Raw genomic sequence first — 26979 nt, 5'->3', positions numbered from 1 at the left:
TGAAGCTATTAAAAAAGTAGACACAGAGAGGTAGAAAAAAGTTTTGCTTAACTTAGTGCCGTGTTATCGAAGCACTGTCGTAGGTGGTTATCCTCGAATGGACGAGGAGAGCCATTTCCCAGAGCTCCCCGCAGACCATGCGGGAGATAACCACCGGCCTCCAAGCAATGCAAGTCTTGATCTACCACAAAGGGAGTTTACTTTTATGGGAAAACATCTGAATCCGCTCGAAAAAGAGCTGCTTATCCGTCAGTACAGAGGTAATGACAAGGTGAGGCTGTATGACTTCTGTCTGGCCAACAACATCGCGATGAACTCATTCCGCACCTGGATGCGCCAGTACGACTCTGGTGGCTTGGAGGCTCTTGCACGCCAGGATAAATCACTGCCTGACGTGTTCCCGGAGGGCTTTGTCCGGACGGAAGAGAACTACAAGCGAGAGATCCTCAGACTGCGCATCGAGAACGAACGATTAAAAAAAAACTATGCCGTGGAGACGAACCCAGATGGGGAGACAATCTATATTCGTTTAAAGGAGAAGAGTACCAAATAGTCGAGCAGCTTTCCTCAGAGTACGATGTAGATGAGATCTGCTCGCTGATGGGTGTAAGCCGGTCCGGCTATTACAAATGGAAGAAACGCGGTCCATCCGATACTGACAAGCATCGTGAATATATCCTTGATCTGGTGCAGAAGACGCATGAAAAGCATCGGACGCATGGCTATCGATGGGTTGCTGCCTACATCAGGATAAACGAGAAGATAACTGTCAGCGAGGGCTATGTATACAGGTGCTTCAGATTCCTCGGAATTACGGCTGAAACAACGCATAGAATGCATTACAGGCCGAGAAAGGAGCGCGACAAGTATCCGAACCTGATCTACTCTACATGGGAGACAGTGGATCGTCCAAGGCAGGTGATAGTATCCGACATGACTATGATAAAGGGTGCCCTATGGGTGTTTGAAGTTACCTTCTACTTTGACGTTTTCACAAAGGAGATGCTGACGTACAGAGTCGGTGTAAGGAGGGGAGACAGGACGCAATACCTTGATGGACTGGAGGATATAATCCGTATCTTGAGATATGATGGATTCCCGACTGATACGCCAACGATACTGCACACTGATCAGGGAAGCGTTTATGCATCAATTGCTTACAATGACTTAATCAAGGAGGAGAACATAGTTAGGTCCATGTCCAGAGCCGGAACGCCCACAGACAACCCGGTGAATGAGGCACTGAACGGGTGGATCAAGGAGGAGCTAATAGTTGATTTTGACATTGAAGGCTGCCATAGAAGGGATGAGGTGCTAATGCTCCTTGCAATATACCAGCACTATTACAACCATAAGAGACCCTGCTTTGCACTGGATTATGATACACCGCACAATTTTCTAATGCGATATAATCAAGGCGAAATCGAGCACAAAGACACGTTCAAAGATAGGCAACTATCTGAAATACCGAAATTTAGAAAGAGAAAGGAGGAAAATAAAGGTTCAAAATAGTGTGTCTACGGCATAACACGAAAACCGACAAATATTGCGTTTTATGTCTATATCTGGGAAATGAAATTTCGAGAAATTAGTATATTTGTCTACCATTCATCAAAATCAATCATTTTTAACAATTTTCTGTGTCCACTTTTAGATAGCAGTACAAAGGACACAGCATATGACACATTCAACTTAACATAATCGCAATTGTATGGCAGGCGAATGCTAAAAGGGGAGAACCCATCAAATAGCCTTCAGCTCGCCGGTGACGGAATCCATGATGTAGCCGGCGACGTTGACGTCCTTAGGCATGAGCGGATGGTTGCGGATCAGGTCGACGGTCTCGAGCATCGCGGACTCGGTGTCGTCGAAGCCGTGGAGCCATGAGTCGAGATCGATGCCGCAATGGCGCATGAGATTGATGTGCTCCTCGTCAATTCCGCGTTCCCTCATAAGATGGAGCATCTCCTGCGAGTCCATTCCCTGCACGCCGCAGCCCGTGTGCCCGATGACCATGATCTCGTTGACCCCGAGCTCATAGATCGCCACCAGAAGGCTTCTGACCGTACTGTCGAACGGATTCGTGATGACGGCACCGGCGTTCTTGATCATCTTCACGTCGCCGTTCTTGATGCCAAGAGCCGCCGGAAGCAAGGTCAGGAGCCTCGTGTCCATACATGTCACGATCGCTATCTTCTTGTCTGGATATTTGCTTGTCTGATGATTGAGATACTCCTGGTTCTTGACGAATTCCTTGTTGAATTCGAGCATCTTTTCTATCTGTCCCATAATAACTTACTTTTCAAATACTTTCCACCTTACCCTCCAGACTCCGTCGTTGAAGTCGTGGCTGATGATCTTGAATTCTCCGATTTCGGAGGTGTTCTGCACATGTGCGCCGATGCATGCGCAGTCGTCATAGTCGCCGATGCGAACGATGCGCAGCGTCTCTGATGCGTCCTCCGGGAGCTTGCTCAGATCCACGATGGATGCAGCTTCATTCCTGCTCATGAACTCAATGGTCACGGGCAGGGACGCTGAGATCACCTCATTGACCTTGGCTTCGATTGCCGCGACCTGCTCGTCGCTCGGACATGCATCCAGCAGATAGTCGCATTTGGACTTCTTCCTTTCTACATGAGCATTCCTGCTGCGCGGACATCCGAACATGTCCACCATCGTCCTGTTCAAAATATGCTCGCAGGTATGAGCAGGCTCATATTCTGCCTTGTTGTGGGAGTTGAGAATTGGTTCTTCCATGAAGATTGGTATTAATTCAGCGTGAAGTTAATATATATCTTGCGAATACTAGACCAGAAATAAAAGAAAAAGGACAGGCAAAAGAGTTGTTAACTTGTTGTATCTTTGTGCCCTCATCAGTGGCTATGGAAAGACTTAAGAACAAAGATATACTGTTAGAAAAGATCAGATCAGGACAGTCAATGTCCTATCGCGAGCAGATTCTGCTTACGGTATATCTGAGTATACCTGCGATTCTCGCGCAGTTGTCGTTTGTTCTTATGTCCTATATAGACACCTCCATGGTGGGAAGCCTTGGAGCCGGACCCTCAGCATCTGTCGGACTTGTTTCGACCAGTACCTGGATTTTCGGAGGATTCTGCTCCGCAGCGACTTCGGGTTTTTCTGTGCAGGTGGCCCATCTTATCGGATCAAACAATTTCGTGAAAGCTCGAGGAGTCCTCAGAAAGGGAATCCTGAGCCTTATCCTGTTCAGTATTGCACTTTGCTTTATCGGTATCTCCATAAGCGGAGAACTTCCCCATTGGTTAGGAGGCGGAGATGACATCGCCGGCGATGCCAGTGGATACTTCTTTATCTACGCTTCTTTCCTCCCTCTCATTCAGCTGAATTACCTGGCAGGTTCAATGCTTCAAGCAAGTGGTAACATGAAGGTACCAAGCATTCTGAATATCCTGATGTGCTTCATGGATGTGATATTCAACTATATCTTCATCTTCAGATGCGACATGGGAGTAAGAGGCGCAGCTCTGGGAACGGGAGTGGCAGAGATGATAACAGCATCACTTATGATGTACTTCCTTGTCATCAGGTCAAAAGAGCTTAACCTCCTGCAGGACAAGGGATCATTCATGCCGGATAAGGAATGTCTCAAAACCGCACTTGGCATATCCGGACCTATGTGGCTTCAGAATGTCATCATGCACGGAGCACAGATAATGAGCACGATCATCGTCGCTCCTCTCGGGAACATAGCAATTGCCGCCAACTCCTTTGCGATCACCGCAGAGAGCTTCTGCTACATGCCTGGGTATGGTATCGAAGTCGCTACGACAACTTTGGTCGGGCAGAGCCTTGGAGCTAAAAGAAAAGAGCTTGCCAAGCGATTCTCCCGAATCAGCATATGTATGGGAGCCTTTGTCATGACCGCACTGTCTGTGGTTATGTACCTCACCGCTCCCCTTCTCATGGGAATGCTCAGCATTGATCCCGACGTGGTCGCTCTTGGTGCAAGATGTCTTAGGATAGAGGCCTTTGCGGAGACAATGTACGGCGTATCCATGGTAGCGTACGGTGCTTGCGTTGGAGCAGGTGACACTCTTGTCCCTAGCGCGATGAACCTGCTCAGCATGTGGGTCGTAAGAATTGGTCTGGCTCTTATCCTGACACCGATGTACGGACTGATAGGATACTGGATTGCAATGTGCATCGAGCTTAACTTCAGAGGACTGCTGTTCCTGTGGAGACTGCGAGGCGACAAATGGATGAAACTATCATTGGCATAAATATATACTCAAGCAAATGGAAGAGATCATATCACAAGAATTCGGAGGGGAAAGGCCTCTGTATAATAAGCATGACATTCATCTTACTGATGTTACTATCCATGTGGGAGAATCATCAGTCAAGGAATGTACTGACGTCAAGGCAGACAAGTGCCGCTTTGAGGGTAAGTACGTATTCTGGTGTGACGAGAATGTCTTCGTAGAGGATTGCTATTTCGCAGTCACTGCCAGGTCTTCTGTCTGGCATACATCCAATTTCAACATGAAGGATTGCCTTGTGGATGCTCCGAAGATGTTCCGCGAATGTGATGTAGTAACTCTTCGCAATGTCAAGATGCCTGATGCGCAGGAGACATTCTGGAGTTGTCAGAACATCGACATCGATGGAATGGAAGCCGACAATGCAGATTACATCTTCATGTATTGCCAGAACGTCAAGGTAAAGAACCTTAAACTTAACGGCAACTACTCATTCCAGCATGCAAAGAACGTTGAGATCTGGGATTCTGACCTTCAGAGTAAGGATTCCCTTTGGGAAACGGAGAATGTGACGGTCTATAACTCTTTCATCAACGGAGAATATCTTGGATGGCATTCGAAGAATCTTCGTCTTGTGAACTGCCGCATCGGTGGCACTCAGCCCCTTTGCTATGCCGACAACCTGATTCTTGAGAACTGCACATTTGAGAGCGATGCAGACCTTGCTCTTGAATACTCTGAGGTAAAGGCAACCGTGCTTAACGTAATCCCATCTGTAAAGAACCCCAAGACAGGCTACATAAAAGCTAAGGGTTATGGTGAAATCATCTTGGATGAGAACATCAAGGCACCAGCTGATTGTGAAATTTCCACACTCTAACAAGATAATATGGCGGAGAACACTTTTGACAGAATAGTCGATAGAAGAGGAACTGATTCCTACAAATGGGATGAAGGTGAAAGCCTCAAAGGAGATGTTATCCCTATGTGGGTGGCAGATATGGACTTCAGAGTCGCAGACTGCATCATCGATGCTCTTCATAAAAGAGTAGAACATGGAGTCTTCGGATACACCAGCGTCCCTGAGACCTACTACGAATCTGTCATCAACTGGTTCTCGCGCCGTCATAACTGGACAATCGAAAGAGATTGGATCCAGTATACCTCCGGAGTCGTCCCCGCTATTTCTGTCACCATAAAGGCGTTCACCACTCCTGGAGACAAGGTCATCGTGATGACTCCTGTATACAACTGCTTCTTCTCTTCCATCAGAAACAACGAGTGCGAGACTCTGAAGTGTCCTCTCAACTATAGCATCAGCGATGAAGGGGTCGTGAGCTACGGTATCGATTACGAGAGCCTTGAGAAGATGTGCGCTGATCCGCGAACGAAGATTCTTCTGTTCTGCAACCCTCACAATCCTGCGGGAAGAGTATGGACAAAAGAAGAACTTCATAAGGTCGGATGCATATGCAGAAAACATGATGTGATAGTTGTCAGTGATGAGATTCACTGCGAGATTGTCATGCCTGGACATAAGTTCGTTCCATTTGCAAGCATTTCCAGCGACAATCAAGACTGTTGCATCACTCTCAACTCCCCATCCAAGTCTTTCAACACGGCAGGCCTGCAGATAGCCAATATCATTACCAATAACCCGGAATGGGCTAGAAGAATCAATAAGGCTATCAACGTGAACGAAGTCTGTGATGTCAATCCATTCGGAGTGATTGCTCTTCAGGCGGCATACGGCGTCCCATCGAGCGATAGATACCCGATCGGTCCTGGAGAAGAGTGGCTCAAGGGAATGAATAGGACTGTCTGGGAGAACTACTGTCTTCTGAGAGGGATGTTCAAAGAAGAGATACCGTCTCTACCAATCACACCGCTGGAGGGTACTTATCTTGCCTGGATTGACTGCCGCAGTCTACTTGGAAAGAAGGTGAATAGCTCGGAGGAGATTGAAGAGTATCTTCTGAACAACAATAGGGTATGGATCAATGCTGGAAGCATGTACGGGGATGACAATTTCATTCGCATCAATCTGGCTTGCCCTAGTTCCGTCGCAAAAGAAGGCCTGAGACGAATTGTCACAGGCCTGAAAGAACTCCTCTAAAAGGTATGACAAGCAAAAATTGTTGAGAAATCTCTGCGGAAGCGCAATGAACTCGGGCACGTGCAAGGTTCTGCATAACCTCTACGAACGGACTATTGTCTGTTGCTAAGATAGTGAGTATATAACAAAAGTGCTTCTGCGTGGATTACATCTTCCGCAAGAAGCACGTTAAGAATCATATTTCTGTATTTTGTGTGTTTTCGTCTCTTATTTTACATCATTATATAAATGATATTCAACGATTTATAAGCAAATGTTCAAATAAGAGATTTTTTCATGCTTATTATGCATTGCTCTCCGGAAGAAGAATTTGATTGGTCTTCTCTTCGAAAAGATATTTTGACACCCAGTATGCGTACAAGGCAGATGGAATGAAGAGGAATGTGTTGCCATCAATGGTTGAACTGCCAATCTTTGACTTTGTAGTCACAATGATTTTGCGTATGCCATCATTTACCTCAAGAAACTTCCTGAGTGACTTGAGGTGACTCGGGTCTTCATAGAACTTGTCTGTCCATTTGATCTCGGCAAGAGAGAAAGCCTTTTGCGAGGCTGCTTCTACCCAGACGATGTCGACTTCACCCTTTTCTCTACCCTTGCTCCAGTTGGCATAGTAGAAGTTTGTCTTGTCTCCAAGTATCCACTGGTCATAGATAGCTGTTTCAACCATCTCTCCGCAAGCATCATCGCTTTCACTGATTGGCGTGTACAGGGCACAGCGTAGTGTAGGATTGGTGAGGTATATTTTCATTGAAGTGACACGCTGCATCTTCTTGGCATTCTGATCAATACGGTTCACAACCTTTATCAGGAAAGCCGCCTCCAGATATTCAAGGTATTTCTTGATGGTGTCCTTCTTGATACCTGCTTCGCTTGAAAGTGTCTCGTATGAGAATTCATTGCCGCTTCGGAAAGCAATATGCAGAAAGAGTTTGTTGAGCTCCTGGATATCAGAGATTCCATAGAGGCTTGGAAGGTCTCGTAGCAGGACCTTTTCAACAATGTCGTTTTTGATGTATTTCCCAGGGTTCTCCTTGATTTTCTCAGAGAATACGACTTCTGGATAACCACCAAAGTTGATGTACTCAAAGAAGTCTTCGTTCAGCTTGTCGATATCAAGCGTTCCGTATGGGCAGATTGAACGGTCTGTTTCTTTAATGATGTTTCCATCCCTCTGCTGGAGTTGGAGAAATTCGAAGAATGTCAGTGGAGGGAGCATGAAATCGGTGAATCGGCCAGCACCGCTTTCATTGCTCTTCATCTTCAAGGCAGCTGCTGCGGAACCTGATGCAACGAATTTGGTTTTGCGGTACGTGTCGACCATAGACTTGAGATGAACTTCCCAGTCTTTCAGATACTGGATTTCATCATAAAACACAAAGAACCCGTCTACGTCTTCTTTATGAAGAGAGGTACGTGCGTACGAGAACAGGTCGTCGAGAGACACATTACTGTAAATCGGCGTGTCGATTGACATGTATATGATTCTCTGGGGATCAACACCACTGTCTATCAAACGTTTGATGCTGTGATAGATCATCACTGTCTTTCCGACACGTCTCGGTCCCATGAGGATGGCGGCCCTGCGAAGCGAAAGATCCGCTACTATAGGATAGAACAGATCAATATAGGGCCTACGTGGCATTGCATCATAGTCATCTGCGATCTTTCCTGTAGACCACCATGGATTGTCAAAGATAAGCCTTTTGATTATCTGCTCTTTCTGTTGTTGATCATACTTACTCATGTCGTTGCATTTTAGTGATGCGAATTTAGTAATTTTCTCTTAATATTACAGAAATATGCAGAATAAGGGGTGTAAAAGCATCTTATTTTTACATTTTCGCTCTACTCCAGCGCGTAATCCAGTCTCATGATATGAACTGGACGGTCGGAGCCGTGATAGAGATTGCTGCAGAGGTTTTCTCGGCCTGTGTCCATGAACCCGCATTTCTCCATTACCCTGCCGGAAGCCGGATTGTCCACGAAGAAATCGGACCATAGGGTGAAGAAGCCCTTGACATTGAAGCAGTAGTCCACCATCGCATGCAGGGCTTCGGTGCATATGCCCTGGTTCCAGTATGGACGGCCGATCCAATATCCGATCTCCGCGTCCTCCTCACCTATCTCGATGTTGCTCTCGCCGAAGATGAAATAACCCATGCATCCGATGGCCTCTCCAGTCTCCTTGAGGACGACGGCCCATGTCCTGTCGTTCGTGAAGATATCACGGATGACGGTCCTGCTCTCTTCGATATCCTTGTGCGGAGGCCAGCCTGCACGAGGCCCCACATCCGGGTCGGATGCATATCTGAAGAGTGCCTCGGCATCGCTTTCCTGCCACCTTCTGAGTATTAGTCGCTTGGTCTCGATAATCATGATGCTTCTGTTTCTTTAGGGCTTACGAAGCTAAGGCAAAAATATTAACTTAGCGAATCATAAATATCCGACAACTAAACTAAAACGCAATATGAATTTCATCGAACTCGCAAAGGAACGCTACTCATGCAAGCGTTTCGACTCTAAGCAGGTCGCAAAGGCCGCACTTGATGACATCCTCGAAGCCGGAAGGCTCGCCCCTACCGCAAAGAACCTCCAGGAGCAGCATGTATATGTCGTTCAGTCTCGCGATGCTCTTGCAAAGATCGACAAGCACACCCCTTGCCGCTACGGTGCCCCTACCTGCCTCGTGGTGGCCTTCAACGTGAATGACGTGTACACATACCCTGGCGGAAAGAGGAATTCAGGTGTCGAGGACGCGACCATCGTCGCAACGCACATGATCCTTGCTGCTCAGAGCGTCGGTGTCGACAGCTGCTGGGTGAACTGCTTCGATCCGGATGCGCTCGCAAAGGAACTCGGACTTCCCGAGGATGAGGCCATCCTCATGATCCTCGACCTCGGATACGCAGCTCCAGGCGCAGGCCCGCTCGCAAACCACGACAGCAGGAAGCCTCTCTCGGAGACCGTCACTTATCTTTAGAAGGTCGCAGGTGCGGAATCGCTCAGAAAGCGAAGCCTGAGCGGATTTCCGAATAGAAATAAGGATGGCGGACGCGGATGTAGCGCCCGGTCTTGGAGGTCATCGAATCGATGGCCTTCTTGCTGTCACGGTAGGTGAAATCGATGACCTTCTCCAGTATGATGAGATGGTCGCCGCTGCGCTTGCGGTTCACCCTGACCCTGAGTACTCCCCACCTGCCCTTCGCGTTGCGGGTTGCGATGTATGAGGATCTCTGCTGCGGGAAGCGCGTGATGTAGAAGACGAAGTCCGTGTAGCCGAACATTACCCTGTCGGAACAGTAAAGGTCGGGACTGCCCTCCTCGGACAGGAACATCAGCGCGTACTTGCCGTAATCGTCGCTCATGACCATTATGTCCTCGCCCTTGCCCTCTTTGCGCACCGGTATGCTGAGGACTTTGTGGACGGGGAACTCAACCAACGTCTCGCTGCCGTCGAAGATACCCTCATGTCCTTCAGTGCCGGACCATATCTTATGGTCGCCCTGGTCGAAGAGCACATCTATGAACTCATCCGCATCACTGCCCTCGAAAGGGTCGGTGGGCTCGGTGCCGAACGGTAGGCAGTCGCAGAACTGTACGCTGCGCTGGTCGGAATCATGGAGTATGTAGTGCAGCAGTTCGTTCGGGTCATTGGAATCGCGGCTGCTCTCATTTCCGGAAGCACCTCCGAGTCCGGCATCGGAATGTGCACATACGGCCGCCAGCACTTTCTCCCCTACCTTGCACCCCGATTTTTCGAGTATGGCGCGGGAGCGGGTTCCATGTCCCGGGATTGCCGGGAAAGTGCTGTCGCAGATGTCGTGGCTCAGGCACGCGATCGTGAGGCTCTCCTCGGGGATATCGAGCTCCGGCCTCTCCTTCAGCAGCGCTTCCCTCGTCTCCCTTGCGAACCAGAGCACCCACAGGGAGTGGTTTGCGGTGCCGCCCTCGCTGTCGTCATGGCTATGGCAGCATGCGCTGAAGAAGCCATGCCTGTCCATGAGGGCGATGAGGTTCTCGACCCCCTCGACCTTGGTCGCACGGAGCTCATCGATGATGAGCAGGCGGTTCGCGTCTATCTGTTCCCTGTTCATTTAGCCGGTGCTTTGCGTTCTATCGGTGAAGCTGCGAGTATCAGCGGATCTTCGCCAGATAGTAGATGATGAGTATGATCTGCACCATCAGGATCATAGGGACCCCGATGGTGAATTTCTTATGCTTGGTCTTGTGCCTGAAGAAGGACATGCCGGCTAGGGCACCGATCGATCCACCTGCCGCCGCGAGCAGCAGCAGGGTGGACTCGGGTATTCTCCATTTGCTCTTCTTCGCCTTCCTCTTGTCCATGCCGTAGGCACAGAAGGTCACGATGCTGATGATCAGTATGTATGTGAGAAAGAGCTTCATCCCGGCTTACCTAACTGCCTGGGTGAACTCAGGTACGCTTCCCTCCTCTGCGGTCACATAGATGCACGCCTTGCTTGGAGTGCCGTCTGCGCCCATGCTCTCGGCGGTGAAGAGATATTCGGTTCCGTTAGGGATGCTCCTCGAACCTACGGTCACAGGAGTGCCGAGCGGCATAGGGTAGCTTGAGCAGGCTGCGTCGAAAATGGCTGCCTCGGCCTCGGTGACAGGCTGCTGTGCTGAGAACTCGGGAAGAGTGATTGCCTCACCCTCAATGAGTCCGCTGCGGATGAGGAACTGCTCGACCTCAGCCTTTGCCTTGTCGATGCGTGCGGCCCTTACGCCGTAACCCTCGCGGATGTCAGCACCAGGGAGCGCTGCCTTGAGGTCTGCTGAGCTGGACTGGAGTCCGCCGCTGCCGAAGGTGCAGAACGGGATGATGGTCTTGCCGCTGAAGTCCACTTCTGCGAGCAGCGAGCTTACAGGAATGGCGTATGTACCGTACCAGATAGGGTATCCGAGGTAGATGACATCATACTTCGAAAGGTCGCAACCGAGCTCTGCGAGCTTAGGGAATTCTCCTGAGCTGCGCTCCTGCATTCCTCTCATGATGGTCTCCTGATAAGTGCCGTCGTAAGGCTGCTTGACGTCGAAGGCTACGATGTCGGCTCCCGTCTGGAGGGCGATTTCCTCGGCCACGGTCTTGGTTGAGTTGGTCTGTGAATAGTAGAGTACCAGAGCCTGTGGCTCGGTCTGCTTGGTCGCGCAGGATACCATCGCTGCGAGCGCCATGAATGCGAGAGCTGTCTTTCTCATGAGTTTGTCGTTATTATTTGGCGCAAATATAGCTGAAAATGGCTATATTGCGCTCCATTAAATTCTTAACCAAATGAAAAAGATAGCAATCATGGCCATCGTCATCGGTCTGTCGATAGTCGCATGCCCGATTCTCTACTTCCAGGCAGGCCCTGCGCTGGATGCCTATCAGCTTGAGACCCTCCGCATCATCCTCACCATCTGCGCAGTCAGCATCGCGTTCTGCTTCATCGTCGGTGAGCTCACCCTCAACAACAGCCAGATGGACAAGCTCTGGAGCCTTCTTCCCGAAATCTACCTCTGGGTCATCGCAGTTAGGGGCGGGATGAACCCGCGTCTGGTAGTGATGGCAGTTCTCGCTACCATCTGGGGCGCGCGCCTGACCTACAACTTCGCGAAGAAGGGTGCGTACAGCATACGATTCTGGTCCGGTGAGGAGGATTATCGCTGGGTATATCTCCGCAACAGGAAGGAATTCCAGCCTCGCTGGAAATGGGCCATCTTCGACCTCTTCTTCATCTCGACCTACCAAAACCTTCTTGTGCTCATGACCACCTTCCCCGCTCTCGTGGCTATGAACTCGGACAAGCCTTTCGGCATCGTGGATTGCCTCGCAGCCGTGCTCATGCTCGGTTTTATCTGCTACGAGGCCACCGCCGATGTCCAGCAGTGGAGGTTCCAGTCCACCAAGTGGGGCATGATCAAGTCCGGAAAGAAGCTCGAGGAACTCCCGGCTCCATATAACAAGGGCTTCAACACCTCCGGCCTCTGGAGGCTCAGCCGCCATCCGAACTATTTCGGTGAGCAGGGCACATGGGTGGCTCTCTACATCTTCAGCATCGGTGCAGGTATCGGAGTCTTCAATTGGAGCATCATCGGCGCCCTCCTCCTGATCGTCCTCTTCCAGGGCAGCTCATTCTTCGGAGAGTGGCTCAGCTCCCAGAAGTATCCTGAGTATGCGACCTATTGCAAGAGCATCAACAAGTTCTTCCCTGGCAAGCCATATCAGCCAAAGGAATAGCATTTTCCAATCGTATGAACAAATAGCCGCTGCGATAGTAGCGGCGGTAAACAGAAGAGGCCGACCCTCAAAAATTTCGGGGCCGGCCTCCTTTTATTGTGTTGTTCGCTGTGAGCGAAAATCTACTAGAGAGAATCGCCGAAGTCTGCCTTGAACTTCTCGACGAGCTTCTCCTGCCAGTTGCCGATCTCCTTCATGCGGCCGAAGAAGAAGCGGAGAACCTCAGGCTCCTCTGTCCACTCGAGTCCACCGATGAGCTCTCTGTTGTCCCAGAGCCACTTAACGCGGTCAGCGACATACTTGATCTGTGAGAGTGTGAAGACGCGGCGTGGGCAAGCGAGACGCTGGAGCTCAAGCTCAGCATAGCGCTCGGTTCCGTCTGGCTCGCGCTGCTCTGATACGGTACCACGCTCCATACCACGGATACCTGAGATGATGTAGAGGGCTGTACCCACTGCAGCTGCAGGATACTGGTTGTGAGGCATGTCAGGAACGAAAGCACCAGCGTTGAGGTGACATCCGAGACCGCCTGCAGGGAGGATTACTGGAACGCCGTAGTCTGCGAGTTCCTTTGCCAATGCCTCGATGAACATAGGTCCCTGGCTGATGTAATCCATATCCATAGACTCGTAGAGACCCTGTGCCATAGCCTCCATAGTACGAACGTCGATACCACCGTAGGTAAGGAAGCCCTCGTAGAGAGGAATGAATGGCTGGAGCATCTTTGTCCACTTAGGATCCTTAGAGCAGATGATACCACCCTTGGAGAAGCTGAGCTTACGAGCTGAGAAGTAGATGAGATCGAAGTGATCTGCAAGGAGATGGTAGATGTCCTTTACCTCCATGTACTTGCAGCGAGCCTCGCGTGTCTTCATGAAGTAGATGTTGTCCTGGAGAAGAGAAGCATCGAGGACTGAGAGACATCCTGTCTCATGGCAGATGTCAGTAACTGCGAGCATGTTCTCGAGAGAAACTGGCTGACCACCGATGAGGTTGGTACCTGCCTCTACGCGTACGTATGCGACGTTCTCGCTGCCGATCTCGCTGATGCGCTTCCTGAGAAGGTCAAGATCGTAGTCACCCTTGAAAGGATCGTCGCTCTGAGGGATGAGACCCTTAGGCTGTACGAGCTCCTCGACGGTAGAGCCTACACGTGTTGCGTGAGCCTTTGTGGTGGTGAAGTGGAAGTTCATGAGAGCGACCTTGCCAGGTCCGCAGAATGCTTCAGCAAGAATGTTCTCGCATGCACGGCCCTGGTGGGTAGGAAGCACGTTCCTGCAACCGAAAAGTGCGTCCACTGCATCGACAACACGGTTGAAGGTCTCACATCCAGCGTACGCATCATCAGCCTTCATCATTGCAGCGAACTGCAGGTCTGACATTGCATTTACACCGGAATCAGTGAGCATATCGAGGAATACGTCCTTGTTCTGGAGAAGGAAGGTGTTGTTGCCTGCTTCCTGCATCTTTCTGAGACGCTCCTCTACAGGAAGGAGGTTAAGCTTCTGTACCATACGAACCTTGTGCATCTCGAGAGGCACCTGGTTCTCTGACTTGTAGAATTTTACTGCCATAGTTATTAGATTTTAAAGTGTTTCGTTTTTGCGGGTACAAAGATACGCAGTCCAACCCCATCAAAACTAGCAGAATTCCATATCTTTCTACCAAAATCAAAGATTTGCGGAATGGTGTACCAATTATATATACCAAAATTACACATTTCGCTTGTCTATATGTAGTGTAGTATGTATCTTTGCGACATAGAAAATGGTATTTCACATGCATAGGTCCGTACACAATCTCGACGAATTCAACGCATATTTCCATCAGCCCACCTCCCATCCCATGGTGGGCATCGGCGACCTTTCCGAGGCCGATCTCTCCCTCTTCGAACCGCTGGATTTCGAGAGCTACTGCGTCGTCCTGATGGATGTTAACTTCGGCCAGCTGAACAAGGGCGGAATGTCGCTGAGCTACCGTCCCGGGACCGTGTTCACGATGAAGCCGGGAGACGTCGTGTACATGGACCTCGACCCTGCGGTGCGCCCGAAGGGAAAGATACTCGTATTCCGCCCCGAACTGATCGAGAACACCGGTCTTGGAAGGGACTTCTACATGTTCAATTTCTTCGACTTCGAGGTTACGGAGTCGCTGGAGCTCACCCCGGAGGAACGCAAGATCGTGCTCAACTGCTTCTCGAATATCAAGCATGAGCTCGACGCGGATTCCGACGAGCTGACTGCGCACATGCTGAGGCTCGGAATCGGACAGATGCTCAGCTACTGCAAGCGCTTCTACGAGCGTCAGTTCGACACGAAGAAATTGCGCACGTCGGATTTCATCCGAAGGCTCGACCTCATGGTGGATGGGTACCTGGCTCCGGGTAGCGAACTGGTGAGGGCATACGGCTTCCCTACCGTCGCATGGTGTGCATCGCAGTTCCACCTTGCGCCGAACTATTTCGGCAATCTGGTTCGCCGCGACCTGCATGTGTCCGCGCAGGAATATCTCCACAACAAGATAATCGACAGGGCGAAGACCCTGCTCGCAGATCCGTCACTTAGCGTGGACCAGGTGGCCGAGCAGCTCGGTTTCACCTATTCCAACCACTTCAGCCGCCTTTTCAAGCGCTGTACGGGACAGTCCCCGACCGAATTCAGGAAATAGCCTAGAAGAGACCCTTGATAAGATAGAAGATCACCGGAACGAGCAGCGATGGGAGAAGGTTCACTGTCTTGAGGTCCTTGATTCCGAGTATACCGAGTCCGGAACTGAGGATGAGTGCGCCTCCGACTATGCTCAGCTCCACTCTCATTGGCTCAGGCATGGCCTCTCCGAAGAAGAAGGCGATGCAGTAGAACATTCCCTGCCAGCAGAAGAGGACCGGAGCAGCGAGCACCATTATCCATCCGAAGGATGCGGCGAGCACTGCGGACGACACGAGGTCGAGGGTCGCGTTGGTGTAGAGGAAGGTGTTGGCCGATTCGCTGAATGCCCATCCGTGCGAAGGAGAAAGCGCGGAGAGGACGGGACCGACGATGCTGAAGGTGCCGATGCAGTAGAGCAGGAGCCCGGTCATGAGACCAGTGAGGCCGTTGGTCTCCTTTCCTGCCTTGGCATTGAGCTTTGCGTTCATCTTGTCTATCCTTCCGGCAAGGTCGAGCCGGGTGCCGATCACGCCGCCGATGGCGAGGCTGAGGATGAACATCACCGGATACTCGCTCTTCGCGAGGTTAGGGAGGGATGCGTTCATTCCGAGCACGAGGCAAGCAAGTCCGAGTCCGTTGAAAAGCACATTTCTGTACTTCTCGCCTATGCCCCCGCGCACCAAGGCGCCGAAGCTGCTTCCTATGATGATGGTGCAGGTATTTACAATTGTTCCAAGCATTGTCGTTCGTTTTATCCTACAAAGATAGGAATTTCTTATATTTGCGCCCCGAAATGCTTTACCTAGGAGAAATAATATCGCTGATTGTCGCCGTCTGCTGGACAGCGACCGCACTTTTCGCTTCCGAGGCCACAAACAGGATAGGCACCTTGCCGACCAACGTGTACCGCATGACCCTGTCCATCATCTTCATCGGCCTCTTCCTCTTCGCTGCCACAGGAAGTCCCCTTCCACAGTATACTGACGCCAAGACCTGGCTCTGGCTCTCCCTCTCCGGCCTCGTCGGATATGTGTTCGGAGACTGGTGCCTATTCAATTCGTACATCCATATCGGCTCTCGCTTCGGTCAGCTCTTCATGACCCTCGCACCTCCGGTATCGGCTCTCCTAGGATGGCTCTTCCTCGGTGAGACCCTCGGCCCCAAGGCCTTCCTCGCGATGGCCATCACGCTTTCGGGTATCGCCATGTCCATACTCGCGAAGGGCGATGACGGAAAGGTCCGTTCTAAGCTCCCGCTCAAGGGCATACTCCTCGGTATAGGTGCAGGCGTGGGACAGGGTGCCGGACTCGTGCTCAGCAAGATTGGACTCGACTGCTATGAGGCCGTAATCCCTTCTGACGCACCGTCAGCCGTGGTGACCCTCATGCCGTTCACCTCGACCATGATACGCGCGGTGACCGGCCTCGTGGGATTCTTCCTTCTCCTTGCGCTCAGCGGCGGACTCCACAAGCTCGTGGACGCATGGCACAACCGCAAGGCCATGGCCTTCACCGGCCTCACCACCTTTTTCGGCCCTTTCATCGGCGTATCGCTCTCGCTCATGGCGGTGCAGTACACCAAGGCCGGAATCGCATCGACAATCATGGCGCTCACTCCGGCGCTCATCATACTCCCGCACTGCCTGATCTACAAGAAGAAGGTCACCTTCAAGGAAGTGCTCGGTACCGTGATAAGCCTCGTGGGTGTAGCCCTCTTCTTCCTGTAGAACCAACCCGAACACCATATTTAGGATGAGAAAGAAAAGCAGAGAGGTCACCAGCTTCAAGGCAATGACCGAGATAATGGAGAAATGTCAGGTATGTCGCCTCGGACTCAACGACGTCGAGGTCCCATACATACTTCCGTTGAACTTCTTCATGAGCGTGGGCGATCCCGAAGCGGACTCCAACGTCCCGGAGGAGGGCCTTCCTACTTCCCTCACCCTCTATTTCCATGGTGCGTCGGAGGGCAAGAAGTACGAGCTCATCGCACGCAACCCTGAGTGCTCGTTCGAGATGGACTGCGAGACCGAGGTCGTCTCCGACCGCGAGATCATGTACTGCACATACCAGTACTCGAGCGTCATCGGACGCGGCCGCATCAGCATCGTCGGCGATGAGGAGAAGGTGCAGATACTCCAGTCGCTGAACAATCGCTACCATCCGGGCATGGAGGGTGGATTCCCCGTGAACATGGCATCCGTGCCGCATGTGACCATCATGAAGCTCGAGGTCAGCGACATGACCGGAAAGAGCAACGTCGGCAAGATCAACATGCCGTCGCACGCAAGGAAGGCCGAGCCGAGCAAGGCGGAGAAGTATGAGCTCCTCCTCAAGCAGGTGCGCTCCGTGACCGACGGCGAGACCGACATGGTCGCAGTGATGTCCAACGTGTCGGCCATGATACATCAGGCGTTCGGATTCTGGTGGACAGGATTCTATATCGTGCGCGACTGCGTCAAGTCTGACGGCACCCCATCGCAGGAACTCGTCCTCGGACCGTTCCAGGGCCCTGTGGCTTGCACCCACATCAAGAAGGGACGCGGAGTCTGCGGTACCGCATGGGCAAAGGACAGCACCATCGTCGTGCCTGACGTCGAGCAGTTCCCAGGCCATATCGCCTGCAGCAGCCAGTCCCGCAGCGAGATCGTGGTTCCTATCCACGACGCCTCAGGCGCCTTCGTGGCAGAACTCGACATCGATAGCGAGAAGCTCTCTACCTTCGACGAGGTGGATGCGGAGTGGCTCGAGAAGATAATGGACGGACTCTGGAGATAGAAAGCATGGCATACATTCCTTCTGACCCAATCATGCTCTTCAGCTGGGTGAACACCAAGCTCAGGGACGAATACGCTTCGCTTGATGCGCTCTGTGACGATTTGGACCTTGCTCCTTGCGACATCACCGACAAGCTCGAGGCAGCGGGATATTCCTACGACCCGCAGCTCAACAAGTTCCTCTAGCCTCTCCTGCGGCTGCACAGAAGCAGTCCGAGGAAGGTCACTATTCCATTTACAAGCAAAAGACTGAAACCGAGGTCGAAGCCGACGCTTCGGCGCAGGATCATGTTCAGTGCGAGGCAGATCAGCGGCGAGAGCACTGACACGACAGGAGATACCCACTTGGATACCTCCCTCTTGGTCAATATTCCGAAGAAGAACAGGCCCAGGAGAGGTCCGTATGTGTATGAGGCAAGCTTGTACACGAGATTGATGACAGCGTCGTCGCTGACGAGGAAAAAGAGCATTATCACAGCGAAGATGAGCAGTGCTATCACTCCCTGTGCAAGCTTTCTCCTGCCGACGTCTTCCCTGTCGTCACCCTTCCATAGGTAGATCGAACCGGTGAGCGAGGTCATCGCCGCTGCGGCTGACGGGAAGGATGCGGAGAGCAGGCCGAGTATGAAGAAGATAGATACGACAGGGCCGAGCCTCCTGCTTGCTATCATCGGGAAGATCTCGTCCGTCCTGCCGATTCCGAGCACCTCCATTCCGCCGCGTGAATTCACGTACACGCACAGGAGCGCGCCGAGAAGGAGAATGAGCAAGTTGGCCGCAAAGATTATCGTTCCGGTCATGTACATGTTCTTCTGGGCCGACCTGAGGTCCTTGCAGGCGAGGTTCTTCTGCATCATCGCCTGGTCGAGTCCGGTCATGGCGATGGTCACCACGATTCCGGAGATGAACTGCTTCACCGCGTTGGTCGCGTCTGCCCAGCGCCAGTCGAACCAGCTTGTGAAAGCATGCCCATAGCCGGTGACCTCACTTCCGTTCGGAAGGCGGTTATGATTGATTCCCTGGTGCAGGTAGGAGAATACGTCGGTGATGTCCCATCCGAGCTGGCGGCAGATGACCACGATGCCGAGGACTATCGCCAGCAGCGAGAATGTGGTCTGGATCACGTCTGTCCATATTATGCTCTTGACTCCTCCCCTGTAGGTCATGATGTATACGAGCGAGATGAACAGGACTGCGATTATTCCGAAGAGCAGAGTCTCGGAAACATGTACTCCGAGCGACTGCGGCAGGAAAGTGGTCAGCACGATGATCACGGCGTAGATGCGGACTGCGGAGCCGAGTAGTCGCGAGAGGAAGAAGAATGCGTTTCCTGTCCAGTAGGCCGAACGACCAAGACGCCCGTCGAGGTAGGTGTAGATCGATGTGAGGTTCATTCGGTAGTACAGCGGAAGCAGCACCCGCGCCACGATGATGTATCCGACCACGAATCCCAGGACCATCGGCATGTACCAGAAATTCTGGACCCATACGTTGCCCGGAACGGAGATGAATGTCACACCGGTCAGGGATGCGCCTAGCATGCCGTACGCTATGACGGGCCATGGGGTACGGCCGTCACCTCGGAAGAACGACGCGGACTTGGAGAGCGAGCCCATTGCGGCCTTGCGGTCGGAGCCTGCTATCCTCGCGACGACGTACTGTGCGATGGCGTAGAGTATGAAGGTCAGAAGTGCGATCATAGATACAAAATTAATGAAAAATCCGGAACCCTCGCAAAAGGATTCCGGATAGTTTCCGAGTATTTCGAAGAACTCTTAGTTCATCTTGATCTCGCCGTTCTCTGCAGCCTTGACCATGTCAGAGTTAGCTGAGATGTAGATCTCCACGCGGCGGTTCTGTGCACGACCCTCAACGGTGCCGTTGTCAGCGACTGGCATGTCATAAGACTTACCCTCAGCGATCATGCGCTCGTTGGCGATACCGCAAGAGTTGAGGTACTTCTGTACTGAGTTTGCACGGTTGTTAGACACGCGCTGGTTCACCTCGTAGGTACCGGTGTTGTCGGTATGGCCCCAGATGGTGATGTCGGTGTCAGCGAGGTCAGACATCTTGGTTGCGAAGTCCTTGAGTGCTGCCTTAGACTCGTTGCTGAGAGTAGCTGAGTTGGTTGCGAAGAGGATACCGCTGTCGAAGGTAACCTTGATTGCCTCGAGTCCGTTCACGTCGGTCACGGTCTCGACCTCAGCACCAGCTACTTCCTCGAGCTCCTTGGCCTTCTTGTCCATGACTGCGCCGATGATAGAGCCGACTGAGCTTCCGACTGCTGCACCTACAGCTGCGCCGATGGCTGCACCCTTGCCGTCACCGATGGCTGCACCTACAGCTGCACCGAGTGCTGCACCTGAACCTGTTCCGATGAGCGCGCCCTTGAGGGTTGCGCAAGATGGCAAAGTCACTACGAGGAGCGCTGCCATGATGTAAGAGAGAAATCTTTTCATTTTCTTAAGATGTTAACGTTCTTAGTAAAGTCTTTTGATATGCAAAGTTAGAAAAATTTCATAAATTTGATGGTTTATAACACGCTAAACCACTCCTACTCCATGAAGACTATCGAGAAAAAGTACCTCGTTCCTTTCATCCTCGTGACCTCGCTCTTCCTCCTCTGGGGACTTGCGAACAACATGACGGATACCCTCCTCGCCGCGTTCAAGAAGATCATGAACATGTCGGACACCCAGACGAGCTTCATCCAGTTCGCCTTCTACGGTGCCTACTTCTGCCTTGCCCTCCCTGCGGCGCTCTTCATCAGGAAGTACTCATACAAGAGCGGAGTCATACTCGGCCTCTCGCTCTATGCCCTCGGAGCGATACTCTTTCTCCCTGCAGCGAAGGCGGCGTCATACGCGTTCTACCTCGTCGCCATCTACATCATGGCCGGCGGCTGCTCGGTGCTTGAGACCACTGCTAACCCATATATCATGTCCATGGGTACGCCGGAGACCGCGACCAGGCGTCTGAACATCGCCCAGTCGTTCAACCCTATCGGCTCCATCCTCGGCATCCTCATGAGCAAGTTCTTCATCCTCCGCGACATCTCTCTCTACTCGGTGTCCGGCACCTACATGAGCCTCGGCATCGTGCTGGTGTTCATTCTCGTCTTCATGCTCTTCGCGAAGATGCCTGAGGGCAAGGATTCGGACGAAGGATCGGTCAGCGCAACCTTCCGCAGGCTTATCAAGAACCGCAACTACTGCTTCGGCGTGATCGCGCAGATCTTCTACGAGGGTGCGCAGGTATCTACATGGAGCTACACCATCCGTCTCGTGATGAAGGAACTCGACGTCGTGGAGTCAAAGGCTGCGACCATCTACCTCATCTCCATCATCGGCTTCTGCATCTCGCGCTTCGTATTCACATGGCTCATGAAGTTCTATAAGCCTGCGAAGCTCATGGTCGTCAGCTCAGTCATGGCAATCATCTGCACGACCGTCGTAGTCGCAGCTGCGGGTACCGGCTGGATCGCAGTCATCGCGCTCGTGACCATCAGCGTCTTCATGTCCCTGATGTTCCCTACCATCTACGGTATGGCACTCTGTGAGGTGGAGATCGTCGAGAAGGGCGGACACCCGGGCGACGCGAAGATCGGTGCATCCGGCCTCATCATGGCCATCCTCGGTGCAGCGCTCTTCCCAATGCTCCAGGGAGTCGTTTCGGACGCAGTGGGCATCAGCCTCTCGTTCCTCGTGCCTCTCTTCTGCTTCGTGGTGGTGCTCTCGTACAGCATCTACGCATCGCGCAGGTAGGTCCATAGCCTCGCTGGCCGGCATCCAAGTAATAACAGCGGCACTGCCGCATCATACATATAGAATGGAAAACAGAGAAAGGGACATCGACCGTCTCGCCAGATACATAATCATACTCGCCGGAATCCTCATCGTCGGATTGGTCGGCTGGTATTTCAGGAGCGTGCTTGCGTATATCGTGCTCTCGGCAGTGGTGGCGCTCGTCGCCCATCCTCTTTTCAAGGTTTTCATGAAACTGCACATCAAGGGCAGGCGCATGCCTGACTGGGTTGCAGCCGGGCTGAGCCTCGTGTGCGTCTTCGCAGTAGGGCTCGGTATCGTGACGACCATCTATCCTGTGATCAGCAGCGTAATCGGAGACGTCAGCGCTGCCAACATCAACAACATGGGTCAGGCCATGTCCATTCCTCTCGAGAACTTCAACCTCTCGCTGATCAAGACCTTCCCTGGACTGGGAATGGACTTCAGGATCGAGGAGGTGGTGCTCGGAGAGCTCCAGGGCCTTGCCGACATGGGATCTCTCTCATCGATGGTCGGCTCCGTAGCAAGCATAATCGCCGGCATATTCGTTGCCATCTTCGCGGTGATGTTCATCTCATTCTTCTTCATCAAGAATCCGGGAATGATCACCAACATCATCCTCGCTGTCGTCCCTGACAGGTACGAGGCTCAGGCGAAGGCCACCCTCGGAGAGATCGCGACCCTCATCTCACGCTATTTCGTGGGACTCATACTCGAGGTGCTGGGAGTGTCCATTATCAATTTCCTCGGACTCCTGCTCGTAGCTCAGATGGGCTTCAGATATTCGATCGGCATCGCATTCATGACCGGTATCCTCAACGTCATTCCTTACCTCGGACCTCTCATCGGTGGAACGGTAGGCATAGTTCTCTCGCTTACCATCAGATATGTCTGTGCAAGCTCTTTCGGTCTCGCAGTGGGATTCCCTGCATTCGTTGCCGTGCTGATAGGTATCTTCGTGTTCACCCAGCTTGTCGACAACTATCTCTTCCAGCCTTTCATCTACTCCAACAGCGTCAAGGCCCATCCTCTCGAGATCTTCCTCGTGCTGCTGATGGCAGGCCACATGGCTGGAGTGGCGGGAATGCTCGTGGCTATTCCTGCATACACCGTCATACGCGTGATCGCGAAGCAGTTCTTCGGAAACATCAAGCCTGTCAAGGCTCTCACTGAAAATCATAATAAGCAATAGGCTTGTACGATGGCCTGGAAAAACAACAGGACGGTGAATTTCTCACCGTCCTGTCTGTTTATATATGGTTTGCTTTTGACTAGCTGAGTCCCTCGATCTGTCCGTCGACGATGCCGATGCGGAGTGCCTGAGGCGACTTTGGAAGGCCAGGCATACGGATGATGTCCCCGGCGATCGCTACGAGCATCTCTGCGCCTGCGTTGATCACGAAGTCCTTGATGTCGAACTCGAAGCCGGTAGGAACGCCGTAAGCCTTGGCGTCCTGGCTGAACGAGAACTGGGTCTTCGCGATGCAGACAGGGAACTTGCCGTAGCCGAGCTCCTCAGCCTTCGCGATCTTGCGGAGTGCCTCTGGAGCGAAGGTCACAGATGCTGCGCCGTAGATCTTCTTGGCCACTGCGGTGATCTTCTCGGTTACCTTCATGTCGTCAGAATATGTGTACTGGAGAGGTGCGGAAGGATTCTTCTCGATGGTCTCGACAACGAGGTTCGCAAGCTCCACTGCGCCCTCGCCTCCCTCACAGAAGGCATTGTTGAGTGCGAACGGAACTCCGAGCTCCTTGCAGTGCTCGCGTACGAGAGCGATCTCCTCGTCGGTGTCCTGAGCGAACTTGTTGAAGCATACGAGAACGGTCTGGCCGAATCCCTTGAGGTTCTGGATGTGCTTGTCCATGTTTGCGAAGCCCTTCTTCACGCCCTCGATGTTAGGAAGCTTGATTCCGTCCACAGGGACGCCACCGTGCATCTTGAGACCCTGGAGGGTGGCGACGATGATGGTGAGAGCAGGCTGGATGCCCGCCTTGCGACACTTGATGTCGAGGAACTTCTCTGCGCCGAGGTCTGCTGCGAAGCCAGCTTCAGTGATGACATAGTCACCGTGGGTCATGGCCATCTTGGTAGCGAGGATGGAGTTGCATCCGTGTGCGATGTTCGCGAAAGGACCGCCGTGGATGAATGCAGGGGTGTTCTCGGTAGTCTGCACGAGGTTAGGGTTGATCGCGTCCTTGAGGAGGACTGTGATCGCTCCGCCTACGCCGAGGTCACTTACATAGAACGGCTTGTTCTCGAGGGTGTAGCCGAGAAGTATGTTGTTGATCCTGCGCTCGAGGTCCTCGAGACTGGTGGAGAGGCAGAGGATAGCCATGATCTCCGATGCAGGAGTGATGTCGAATCCTGACTCCTGGACGCAGCCGTTGGCGTGTGGGCCGAGGCCGGTCACAATCTGACGGAGCGAGCGGTCGTTTACGTCCATCACCCTCTTCCAGAGGATCTGCTTCATTCCGAAGCCCTCAGCCTGGTGCTGGTAGATGTAGTTGTCCAGCAGGGCGCTGATCATGTTGTTGGCAGAAGTGATGGCGTGGAAGTCGCCGGTGAAGTGGAGGTTGATCTTCTCCATAGGAAGAACCTGTGCATATCCGCCGCCAGCTGCGCCGCCCTTCATGCCGAAGCATGGTCCGAGCGATGGCTCACGGAGTGCGAGCACTGCATTCTTGCCGATCTTGCCCATGCCGAGTGCGAGACCCACAGAGACGGTGGTCTTGCCGATGCCGGCCTTGGTTGGAGTGATCGCGGTGACGAGAATCACCTTGCTCTTTGCTGCCTTCTCCTCGTCGATGAGGGTGTAAGGCACCTTGGCGATGTACCTTCCGTACGGTTCAAGAACTTCGTTGGATATTCCGATCTTGGATGCGATGTCTGCGATAGGTTCGAGCTTTGCTTCCCTAGCGATTTCGATATCAGTCTTCATTTGAAAAACTTTTTGAGTTTGGGTTGTTGGCTTGTTTTAGTGTTCTACAAATATAGCCTTTTAATTTGATAGTTGAAAGAGTGGCTGATTTGGGTTGTATTAAGTTTTTCGAAGTATTTGCCAATAAATTTCAACTATTTGATGAGGTTGAGGAACTCGTTGCGTGTCCTCTCGTCCTTGAGGAAGACTCCAGAGAAGGCTGAGGTCGTGGTGACAGCGTTGGCTTTCTGGACGCCTCTGAGGGTCATGCAGGTGTGGCTTGCCTCGATGACGACTGCGACTCCGAGAGGATTCAGGGTGTCCTGGATGCAGTCGCGGATCTGGACAGTCAGGCGCTCCTGCACCTGGAGCCTGCGCGCGAAGGTCTCGACAACACGGGCGATCTTGCTCAGACCGGTGATCGTGCCGTTAGGGATGTATGCGACGTGGCACTTTCCGATGAAAGGCATGACATGGTGCTCGCAGGTCGAGTAGAGCTCTATGTCCTTCACGAGGACCATCTGCTTGTACTCCTCCGTGAACATGGCGCTCCTGAGGATCTCGGCTCCGTCTTCCTGATTTCCCTTGGTCATGAACTGGAGTGCCTTGGCCACTCTCTCTGGAGTCTTCACGAGTCCTTCGCGGTCCACGTCCTCGCCCAGAAGGCGCAGGATTTCCTTGTAGTGCTCTGCAATTTTGGCAGTCGTTTCTGCCTCGTAGATTTCTTCTTTGCGGTATGCCATGTCGTAATTCGTTATGGTACGGATATTGGTATGACAAAGGTCATGATGCAAAAATAGCAAAAAGAAAGTCAATGTTTGTTTTTTTTGTCTATATTTGCCGCCCCAATGGAAATTGAGGACCATTTAGAATTGATTAGTAACGTTTTAATCCATTTATAGCTATGTATTGGACACTTGAACTTGCCTACAGGCTTGAAGACGCACCTTGGCCAGCAACCAAGGACGAATTGATCGACTACGCAACTCGCTCAGGCGCACCTATGGAAGTCGTTGAGAACCTCGAGGAACTTGAGGACGACGGCGAAATCTACGAGAGCATCGAGGACATCTGGCCTGACTACCCAACCAAAGACGACTTCTTCTTCAACGAGGAGGAGTATTAGGCTATTCTTGCATCTCAAATCGAGTATAAAGCATTGAAATTCAATAAGAAGAGATGAGGAGTCAATCCTTGTCTCTTTTTATTTTACCTTAACTTGTCGCAACATAACCTTGTCTATTTTCTTGCATTGAGGACATTCTGTTGAGGGAGGATTTCTTCTTATTCCTTTTTCCTTGTCTATTTTTTTGTAACTTTGAGTCTCCTCTTACATATCGAAATTTATGGGCAGACACAGAAGAGAATACCCTCAAGGAAGACTAAGGCTCAAATACAACAAGAGCAGCTATGACACACAGAAGGAGTACACCTTGTACTACGAATACACATGGCTTGACGATGCTCCTATTAGGAAGGATACGGGCATCGCAGTTAAAGTTGCAGATTGGAACCCCAAGGGCTCAACCAACAGAGGTGAGCTCCGTCCTTCGTATGGAGGAAGGTATAGAAGAGTGAACACTACACTGAACGACGCTCTTGACAAGTACGATTCGGAGTTACAGCTTTACGCACTAAAGCATCCTCATCAGATGACATCTGAGGTTATTCGTTCCATACTATTTGACGCTCCTCTTACAAGAGCTGACGAAGGAAAGGATTTCGTAGAGTATGTCAACGAGGTTCTAAACTCCAAGCGTGTTAGGAAGAAGATTGGCAAGAGCCGTTACGAGAACGGCATCAGTTGTATGAAAATTTTCTCTGAATTCTTGATTTCAAAAGAGAAGGGAACATACAACAACAAGCAGTGCCTCTATTTGGGCGACATTTCTGCTGTCATTATAGATGAGTATATCGCATATAGAAGGGCTGTAAAGAAAAACTCCGACGCAACGATAAACCACGCTCTGACACCTATTATTGACGCTTGCAAGCGTGCTGCAAACGAAGGGCTGATAGACACGAAGCTATATGCTCAGATAAAAGATTGCCGTGTCATCGAAACAACATCGTTGGAAGAGGATGCCTATGATGGCAAATCTGCATTGACTGTAAATAATAATTGAAAAGGATACCAGGAAAATAATTGAAAAGTATACCATTTTGGTGGCGGTTTTACCTTTGTAAAAACAAAGGAAACAAGAGCCTAAAAAATGATCAAAATGGTAACTAAACAAGACATTATCTTCCT

28 protein-coding genes and 1 pseudogene are annotated in these 26979 nt (G+C 51.7%); 16 read left to right on the top strand and 13 right to left on the bottom strand.

Features of this window, described 5'->3' with window-relative positions; translation table 11 throughout:
* Window positions 1-205 precede the first annotated feature (205 nt).
* Both AC06ND_RS05525 and AC06ND_RS05520 read left to right on the top strand, forming a co-directional pair.
* A complete protein-coding gene (locus AC06ND_RS05525) occupies window positions 206-553 on the top strand; it encodes a transposase (RefSeq protein ID WP_475677994.1) in 348 nt (115 codons plus the stop codon).
* Window positions 472-1512: an IS3 family transposase gene (locus tag AC06ND_RS05520; RefSeq protein WP_475677996.1), complete on the top strand. Its 1041-nt coding sequence runs from the start codon at window positions 472-474 to the stop codon at window positions 1510-1512. The genes AC06ND_RS05525 and AC06ND_RS05520 overlap by 82 nt, the downstream gene beginning before the upstream one ends.
* A gap of 231 nt (window positions 1513-1743) precedes the next feature.
* On the opposite strand, the gene AC06ND_RS05515 is transcribed toward AC06ND_RS05520, so the two are convergent.
* Both AC06ND_RS05515 and AC06ND_RS05510 read right to left on the bottom strand, forming a co-directional pair.
* Window positions 1744-2289 (bottom strand): beta-class carbonic anhydrase, encoded by a 546-nt coding sequence (locus tag AC06ND_RS05515; protein ID WP_475677993.1) that lies wholly within the window; start codon window positions 2287-2289, stop codon window positions 1744-1746.
* 6 nt (window positions 2290-2295) lie between these two features.
* Window positions 2296-2760 (bottom strand): alanyl-tRNA editing protein, encoded by a 465-nt coding sequence (locus AC06ND_RS05510; RefSeq protein WP_475677992.1) that lies wholly within the window; start codon window positions 2758-2760, stop codon window positions 2296-2298.
* Between the two features lie 125 nt (window positions 2761-2885).
* On the opposite strand from AC06ND_RS05510, the gene AC06ND_RS05505 reads away from it, so the two are divergent.
* Genes AC06ND_RS05505 through AC06ND_RS05495 form a run of 3 tightly spaced genes read left to right on the top strand, consistent with a single transcriptional unit; the run spans window position 2886 to window position 6360 of the window.
* Complete coding sequence (locus tag AC06ND_RS05505) at window positions 2886-4265, top strand: MATE family efflux transporter (protein ID WP_475677991.1); 1380 nt, start codon at window positions 2886-2888, stop codon at window positions 4263-4265.
* 16 nt (window positions 4266-4281) lie between these two features.
* Window positions 4282-5124 (top strand): DUF3737 family protein, encoded by an 843-nt coding sequence (locus tag AC06ND_RS05500; RefSeq protein WP_475677990.1) that lies wholly within the window; start codon window positions 4282-4284, stop codon window positions 5122-5124.
* 9 nt (window positions 5125-5133) lie between these two features.
* Entirely contained in the window at window positions 5134-6360 is a 1227-nt protein-coding gene (locus tag AC06ND_RS05495) for a MalY/PatB family protein (protein ID WP_475677989.1), read from the top strand.
* A gap of 283 nt (window positions 6361-6643) precedes the next feature.
* Here the strand turns inward: AC06ND_RS05495 and AC06ND_RS05490 are convergent, their stop codons facing one another.
* Window positions 6644-8107, bottom strand: coding sequence for an ATP-binding protein (locus AC06ND_RS05490; protein WP_475677988.1), 1464 nt, complete (start codon window positions 8105-8107; stop codon window positions 6644-6646).
* A gap of 101 nt (window positions 8108-8208) precedes the next feature.
* Window positions 8209-8739, bottom strand: coding sequence for a GNAT family N-acetyltransferase (locus AC06ND_RS05485; protein WP_475677987.1), 531 nt, complete (start codon window positions 8737-8739; stop codon window positions 8209-8211).
* Window positions 8740-8830: 91 nt separating this feature from the next.
* On the opposite strand from AC06ND_RS05485, the gene AC06ND_RS05480 reads away from it, so the two are divergent.
* Complete coding sequence (locus AC06ND_RS05480) at window positions 8831-9343, top strand: nitroreductase family protein (protein WP_475677986.1); 513 nt, start codon at window positions 8831-8833, stop codon at window positions 9341-9343.
* Window positions 9344-9365: 22 nt separating this feature from the next.
* On the opposite strand, the gene AC06ND_RS05475 is transcribed toward AC06ND_RS05480, so the two are convergent.
* Genes AC06ND_RS05475 through AC06ND_RS05465 form a run of 3 tightly spaced genes read right to left on the bottom strand, consistent with a single transcriptional unit; the run spans window position 9366 to window position 11580 of the window.
* The gene (locus AC06ND_RS05475; protein WP_475677985.1) at window positions 9366-10457 is read right to left on the bottom strand and encodes an HD domain-containing protein; all 1092 of its coding nucleotides are present in this window, start codon (window positions 10455-10457) and stop codon (window positions 9366-9368) included.
* A gap of 40 nt (window positions 10458-10497) precedes the next feature.
* A complete protein-coding gene (locus AC06ND_RS05470) occupies window positions 10498-10767 on the bottom strand; it encodes a DUF1294 domain-containing protein (protein WP_475677984.1) in 270 nt (89 codons plus the stop codon).
* A 6-nt stretch (window positions 10768-10773) separates the two neighbouring features.
* Entirely contained in the window at window positions 10774-11580 is an 807-nt protein-coding gene (locus tag AC06ND_RS05465; RefSeq protein ID WP_475677983.1) for a flavodoxin, read from the bottom strand.
* Window positions 11581-11653: 73 nt separating this feature from the next.
* Here AC06ND_RS05465 and AC06ND_RS05460 point away from each other — a divergent pair, with 73 nt between their 5' ends.
* Entirely contained in the window at window positions 11654-12601 is a 948-nt protein-coding gene (locus AC06ND_RS05460) for a DUF1295 domain-containing protein (RefSeq protein ID WP_475677982.1), read from the top strand.
* A 125-nt stretch (window positions 12602-12726) separates the two neighbouring features.
* Here the strand turns inward: AC06ND_RS05460 and AC06ND_RS05455 are convergent, their stop codons facing one another.
* The gene (locus AC06ND_RS05455) at window positions 12727-14175 is read right to left on the bottom strand and encodes a tryptophanase (protein ID WP_475677981.1); all 1449 of its coding nucleotides are present in this window, start codon (window positions 14173-14175) and stop codon (window positions 12727-12729) included.
* Window positions 14176-14380: 205 nt separating this feature from the next.
* On the opposite strand from AC06ND_RS05455, the gene AC06ND_RS05450 reads away from it, so the two are divergent.
* Complete coding sequence (locus AC06ND_RS05450; RefSeq protein ID WP_475677980.1) at window positions 14381-15268, top strand: helix-turn-helix domain-containing protein; 888 nt, start codon at window positions 14381-14383, stop codon at window positions 15266-15268.
* 1 nt (window position 15269) lies between these two features.
* Here AC06ND_RS05450 and AC06ND_RS05445 read toward each other — a convergent pair whose 3' ends face one another.
* Window positions 15270-15989: a DUF554 domain-containing protein gene (locus tag AC06ND_RS05445; RefSeq protein ID WP_475677979.1), complete on the bottom strand. Its 720-nt coding sequence runs from the start codon at window positions 15987-15989 to the stop codon at window positions 15270-15272.
* A gap of 53 nt (window positions 15990-16042) precedes the next feature.
* On the opposite strand from AC06ND_RS05445, the gene AC06ND_RS05440 reads away from it, so the two are divergent.
* The 4 genes and pseudogenes from AC06ND_RS05440 to AC06ND_RS05425 all read left to right on the top strand — a co-directional run bounded on the left by AC06ND_RS05440 (window position 16043) and on the right by AC06ND_RS05425 (window position 18211).
* Window positions 16043-16975 carry a DMT family transporter gene (locus tag AC06ND_RS05440; RefSeq protein WP_475677978.1) on the top strand — a complete coding sequence of 311 codons (933 nt, stop codon included), beginning with the start codon at window positions 16043-16045 and terminating at the stop codon, window positions 16973-16975.
* Between the two features lie 25 nt (window positions 16976-17000).
* Window positions 17001-17489, top strand: a pseudogene (locus tag AC06ND_RS05435) (pyridoxamine 5'-phosphate oxidase family protein); the annotation flags it as partial.
* Between the two features lie 33 nt (window positions 17490-17522).
* Window positions 17523-18026 carry a GAF domain-containing protein gene (locus AC06ND_RS05430; protein ID WP_475677995.1) on the top strand — a complete coding sequence of 168 codons (504 nt, stop codon included), beginning with the start codon at window positions 17523-17525 and terminating at the stop codon, window positions 18024-18026.
* 5 nt (window positions 18027-18031) lie between these two features.
* Window positions 18032-18211, top strand: a complete 180-nt coding sequence (locus tag AC06ND_RS05425; RefSeq protein WP_475677977.1) for a DUF4250 domain-containing protein — start codon at window positions 18032-18034, stop codon at window positions 18209-18211.
* On the opposite strand, the gene AC06ND_RS05420 is transcribed toward AC06ND_RS05425, so the two are convergent.
* Window positions 18208-19725 (bottom strand): sodium:solute symporter, encoded by a 1518-nt coding sequence (locus AC06ND_RS05420; protein WP_475677976.1) that lies wholly within the window; start codon window positions 19723-19725, stop codon window positions 18208-18210. The genes AC06ND_RS05425 and AC06ND_RS05420 overlap by 4 nt on opposite strands.
* Before the next feature lie 75 nt (window positions 19726-19800).
* Entirely contained in the window at window positions 19801-20484 is a 684-nt protein-coding gene (locus AC06ND_RS05415) for a YiaD family glycine zipper/OmpA-like lipoprotein (protein ID WP_475677975.1), read from the bottom strand.
* Between the two features lie 102 nt (window positions 20485-20586).
* Here AC06ND_RS05415 and AC06ND_RS05410 point away from each other — a divergent pair, with 102 nt between their 5' ends.
* A complete protein-coding gene (locus AC06ND_RS05410; RefSeq protein WP_475677974.1) occupies window positions 20587-21789 on the top strand; it encodes a sugar MFS transporter in 1203 nt (400 codons plus the stop codon).
* A 64-nt stretch (window positions 21790-21853) separates the two neighbouring features.
* A complete protein-coding gene (locus AC06ND_RS05405) occupies window positions 21854-23002 on the top strand; it encodes an AI-2E family transporter (protein ID WP_475677973.1) in 1149 nt (382 codons plus the stop codon).
* Between the two features lie 79 nt (window positions 23003-23081).
* On the opposite strand, the gene AC06ND_RS05400 is transcribed toward AC06ND_RS05405, so the two are convergent.
* On the bottom strand, window positions 23082-24749 hold the full coding sequence (locus AC06ND_RS05400; RefSeq protein ID WP_475677972.1) for a formate--tetrahydrofolate ligase: 1668 nt from the start codon (window positions 24747-24749) through the stop codon (window positions 23082-23084).
* A 134-nt stretch (window positions 24750-24883) separates the two neighbouring features.
* On the bottom strand, window positions 24884-25471 hold the full coding sequence (gene folE, locus AC06ND_RS05395) for a GTP cyclohydrolase I FolE (protein ID WP_475677971.1): 588 nt from the start codon (window positions 25469-25471) through the stop codon (window positions 24884-24886).
* A gap of 161 nt (window positions 25472-25632) precedes the next feature.
* On the opposite strand from folE, the gene AC06ND_RS05390 reads away from it, so the two are divergent.
* Both AC06ND_RS05390 and AC06ND_RS05385 read left to right on the top strand, forming a co-directional pair.
* Window positions 25633-25854, top strand: coding sequence for a DUF2795 domain-containing protein (locus AC06ND_RS05390; RefSeq protein ID WP_475677970.1), 222 nt, complete (start codon window positions 25633-25635; stop codon window positions 25852-25854).
* 220 nt (window positions 25855-26074) lie between these two features.
* Window positions 26075-26854 (top strand): phage integrase SAM-like domain-containing protein, encoded by a 780-nt coding sequence (locus AC06ND_RS05385; protein ID WP_475677969.1) that lies wholly within the window; start codon window positions 26075-26077, stop codon window positions 26852-26854.
* The last annotated feature ends 125 nt before the right edge of the window (window positions 26855-26979 follow it).

This window comes from Candidatus Cryptobacteroides sp., from assembly GCF_056207615.1.
Note: the sequence above shows the minus strand (reverse complement) of the source record. Positions and strands in the feature narration are given on the sequence as shown.

What these genes read in the sequence shown, in the direction of transcription:
- AC06ND_RS05525 (WP_475677994.1), top strand. Translation starts at nt 206, where the DNA reads ATGGGAAAACATCTGAATCCGCTCGAAAAAGAGCTGCTTATCCGTCAG.
- AC06ND_RS05515 (WP_475677993.1), bottom strand. Translation starts at nt 2,289, where the DNA reads ATGGGACAGATAGAAAAGATGCTCGAATTCAACAAGGAATTCGTCAAG.
- AC06ND_RS05510 (WP_475677992.1), bottom strand. Translation starts at nt 2,760, where the DNA reads ATGGAAGAACCAATTCTCAACTCCCACAACAAGGCAGAATATGAGCCT.
- AC06ND_RS05505 (WP_475677991.1), top strand. Translation starts at nt 2,886, where the DNA reads ATGGAAAGACTTAAGAACAAAGATATACTGTTAGAAAAGATCAGATCA.
- AC06ND_RS05500 (WP_475677990.1), top strand. Translation starts at nt 4,282, where the DNA reads ATGGAAGAGATCATATCACAAGAATTCGGAGGGGAAAGGCCTCTGTAT.
- AC06ND_RS05495 (WP_475677989.1), top strand. Translation starts at nt 5,134, where the DNA reads ATGGCGGAGAACACTTTTGACAGAATAGTCGATAGAAGAGGAACTGAT.
- AC06ND_RS05490 (WP_475677988.1), bottom strand. Translation starts at nt 8,107, where the DNA reads ATGAGTAAGTATGATCAACAACAGAAAGAGCAGATAATCAAAAGGCTT.
- AC06ND_RS05485 (WP_475677987.1), bottom strand. Translation starts at nt 8,739, where the DNA reads ATGATTATCGAGACCAAGCGACTAATACTCAGAAGGTGGCAGGAAAGC.
- AC06ND_RS05480 (WP_475677986.1), top strand. Translation starts at nt 8,831, where the DNA reads ATGAATTTCATCGAACTCGCAAAGGAACGCTACTCATGCAAGCGTTTC.
- AC06ND_RS05475 (WP_475677985.1), bottom strand. Translation starts at nt 10,457, where the DNA reads ATGAACAGGGAACAGATAGACGCGAACCGCCTGCTCATCATCGATGAG.
- AC06ND_RS05470 (WP_475677984.1), bottom strand. Translation starts at nt 10,767, where the DNA reads ATGAAGCTCTTTCTCACATACATACTGATCATCAGCATCGTGACCTTC.
- AC06ND_RS05465 (WP_475677983.1), bottom strand. Translation starts at nt 11,580, where the DNA reads ATGAGAAAGACAGCTCTCGCATTCATGGCGCTCGCAGCGATGGTATCC.
- AC06ND_RS05460 (WP_475677982.1), top strand. Translation starts at nt 11,654, where the DNA reads ATGAAAAAGATAGCAATCATGGCCATCGTCATCGGTCTGTCGATAGTC.
- AC06ND_RS05455 (WP_475677981.1), bottom strand. Translation starts at nt 14,175, where the DNA reads ATGGCAGTAAAATTCTACAAGTCAGAGAACCAGGTGCCTCTCGAGATG.
- AC06ND_RS05450 (WP_475677980.1), top strand. Translation starts at nt 14,381, where the DNA reads ATGCATAGGTCCGTACACAATCTCGACGAATTCAACGCATATTTCCAT.
- AC06ND_RS05445 (WP_475677979.1), bottom strand. Translation starts at nt 15,989, where the DNA reads ATGCTTGGAACAATTGTAAATACCTGCACCATCATCATAGGAAGCAGC.
- AC06ND_RS05440 (WP_475677978.1), top strand. Translation starts at nt 16,043, where the DNA reads ATGCTTTACCTAGGAGAAATAATATCGCTGATTGTCGCCGTCTGCTGG.
- AC06ND_RS05430 (WP_475677995.1), top strand. Translation starts at nt 17,523, where the DNA reads ATGCCGTCGCACGCAAGGAAGGCCGAGCCGAGCAAGGCGGAGAAGTAT.
- AC06ND_RS05425 (WP_475677977.1), top strand. Translation starts at nt 18,032, where the DNA reads ATGGCATACATTCCTTCTGACCCAATCATGCTCTTCAGCTGGGTGAAC.
- AC06ND_RS05420 (WP_475677976.1), bottom strand. Translation starts at nt 19,725, where the DNA reads ATGATCGCACTTCTGACCTTCATACTCTACGCCATCGCACAGTACGTC.
- AC06ND_RS05415 (WP_475677975.1), bottom strand. Translation starts at nt 20,484, where the DNA reads ATGAAAAGATTTCTCTCTTACATCATGGCAGCGCTCCTCGTAGTGACT.
- AC06ND_RS05410 (WP_475677974.1), top strand. Translation starts at nt 20,587, where the DNA reads ATGAAGACTATCGAGAAAAAGTACCTCGTTCCTTTCATCCTCGTGACC.
- AC06ND_RS05405 (WP_475677973.1), top strand. Translation starts at nt 21,854, where the DNA reads ATGGAAAACAGAGAAAGGGACATCGACCGTCTCGCCAGATACATAATC.
- AC06ND_RS05400 (WP_475677972.1), bottom strand. Translation starts at nt 24,749, where the DNA reads ATGAAGACTGATATCGAAATCGCTAGGGAAGCAAAGCTCGAACCTATC.
- folE (WP_475677971.1), bottom strand. Translation starts at nt 25,471, where the DNA reads ATGGCATACCGCAAAGAAGAAATCTACGAGGCAGAAACGACTGCCAAA.
- AC06ND_RS05390 (WP_475677970.1), top strand. Translation starts at nt 25,633, where the DNA reads ATGTATTGGACACTTGAACTTGCCTACAGGCTTGAAGACGCACCTTGG.
- AC06ND_RS05385 (WP_475677969.1), top strand. Translation starts at nt 26,075, where the DNA reads ATGGGCAGACACAGAAGAGAATACCCTCAAGGAAGACTAAGGCTCAAA.